Here is a 2262-nt window from a genome sequence, read left to right as displayed (position 1 = left end):
AATAGAATCGATTTCTAATTCTTATGGGTTATGCGTTTTAAGGGTGCTACTTCTATGTTTTTGGTTTTTAGACGCTTATTATCTCACGCAAGAAAGGTCATTCAGGGAGCAATACCAATGGCTGATAAAAAACCGACTTAGAACCGATGAAAGGCTGTTTGAAGTGCTTCCTGCTCATCAAACTTGCCAATTAACGCAACTCTTATCCGCCATGCGTTCGCCTAGCCTTTTCCCCTATTGGGTGTTAGCTCTTTGTTTGGTGGGCTATGGTTTGTTTTTAATTCTGTTTTAATGAAGCACTGGCTATAAAACAACTTGACTCCAATCAAACGACAACTTTTAAAGCGTTTTAGAATTTAGGGTATCGCAAAATAACCCCTACTCCCTTATGATTTTCACTATAACTATAATTATAAAACTTTAGACAAAAAAGCAAGATCTAAGAAACCAATACAAACAAACTAAACACATTAAACATTAAATATAAAGACACTAACAACTAAAAATATAAGCATTAAGAAATAACAAACAATAAGCAAGCAAATATTAAAAACAATCAAGAAGTAAAAAAGAAAGAAAAGCTCAATCTTTCAAAACTAAGCAACAAGAAGTTCTTTTGTCAGGTAATACTCTTGGCTTTTAATAAGCGAATGTTAAAAGCTTTTCTCTAGAAAGGAGGTGATCCAACCGCAGGTTCACCTACGGTTACCTTGTTACGACTTCACCCCAGTCGCTGTGTGTGCCGTGGGCAGTAGCCAATTTAGCATCCTGACTTAAGGCAAACACAACTCCCATGGTGTGACGGGCGGTGAGTACAAGACCCGGGAACGTATTCACCGCAACATGGCTGATTTGCGATTACTAGCGATTCCAGCTTCATGCAGGCGAGTTGCAGCCTACAATCCGAACTGAGAGGTGTTTTGAAGATTGGCTCCACTTCGCAGTATTGCTTCTCTTTGTGCACCCCATTGTAGCACGTGTGTAGCCCTAGGCGTAAGGGCCATGATGACTTGACGTCGTCCCCACCTTCCTCCTCCTTACGGAGGCAGTATCCTTAGAGTTCTCAGCATGACCTGTTAGCAACTAAGAAAGGGGGTTGCGCTCGTTGCGGGACTTAACCCAACATCTCACGACACGAGCTGACGACAGCCGTGCAGCACCTGTTTTCAAGGTCTGGCAAGCCAGACACCCCACTATTTCTAGCGGATTCTCTCAATGTCAAGCCTAGGTAAGGTTCTTCGTGTATCTTCGAATTAAACCACATGCTCCACCGCTTGTGCGGGTCCCCGTCTATTCCTTTGAGTTTTAATCTTGCGACCGTACTCCCCAGGCGGGATGCTTAATGCGTTAGCTGCATTACTGGAGAGACTAAGCCCTCCAACAACTAGCATCCATCGTTTAGGGCGTGGACTACCAGGGTATCTAATCCTGTTTGCTCCCCACGCTTTCGCGCAATCAGCGTCAGTAATGTTCCAGCAGGTCGCCTTCGCAATGAGTATTCCTCTTGATCTCTACGGATTTTACCCCTACACCAAGAATTCCACCTACCTCTCCCACACTCTAGAATAGTAGTTTCAAATGCAGTTCTATGGTTAAGCCATAGGATTTCACACCTGACTGACTATCCCGCCTACGCACTCTTTACGCCCAGTGATTCCGAGTAACGCTTGCACCCTCCGTATTACCGCGGCTGCTGGCACGGAGTTAGCCGGTGCTTATTCGTTAGATACCGTCATTATCTTCTCTAACAAAAGGAGTTTACAATCCTAAAACCTTCATCCTCCACGCGGCGTTGCTGCTTCAGGGTTTCCCCCATTGAGCAATATTCCCTACTGCTGCCTCCCGTAGGAGTCTGGACCGTGTCTCAGTTCCAGTGTGTCCGTTCACCCTCTCAGGCCGGATACCCGTCATAGCCTTGGTAAGCCATTACCTTACCAACAAGCTGATAGGACATAGGCTGATCTCTTAGCGATAAATCTTTCCCCCGTAGGGAGTATCTGGTATTAATCATCGTTTCCAATGGCTATCCCAAACTAAGAGGCACATAACCTATGCGTTACTCACCCGTGCGCCACTAATCAGCATTCTAGCAAGCTAGAAGCTTCATCGTTCGACTTGCATGTATTAGGCACGCCGCCAGCGTTCACTCTGAGCCAGGATCAAACTCTCCATAAAAGTGTTTGTCCTAAAGCTCTTTTGTTTTTTGATAGGCTATCATTATTTCTAACAATAGCTTTAGCGTATCACAAGAACTCGTTTTAT

Annotated in this window: 1 protein-coding gene and 1 rRNA gene; one reads left to right on the top strand and one right to left on the bottom strand. The window is 44.6% G+C overall.

The genetic code is table 11. From position 1 onward, the window contains the following. Positions 1-292 (top strand): hypothetical protein (locus IC572_RS07630; protein ID WP_187855759.1); only part of this gene is annotated, 292 nt, incomplete at its 5' end. A gap of 379 nt (positions 293-671) precedes the next feature. Here the strand turns inward: IC572_RS07630 and IC572_RS07625 are convergent. Next, a 16S ribosomal RNA gene (locus IC572_RS07625) occupies positions 672-2175 on the bottom strand. Positions 2176-2262: the final 87 nt, after the last annotated feature.

Origin of the sequence: Helicobacter pylori (genome assembly GCF_014496485.1) — a bacterium.
GTDB lineage: Bacteria > Campylobacterota > Campylobacteria > Campylobacterales > Helicobacteraceae > Helicobacter > Helicobacter pylori_DD.
The sequence above is the reverse complement of the archived record's forward strand: the minus strand, read 5'-3'. Positions and strand labels throughout refer to the sequence as shown.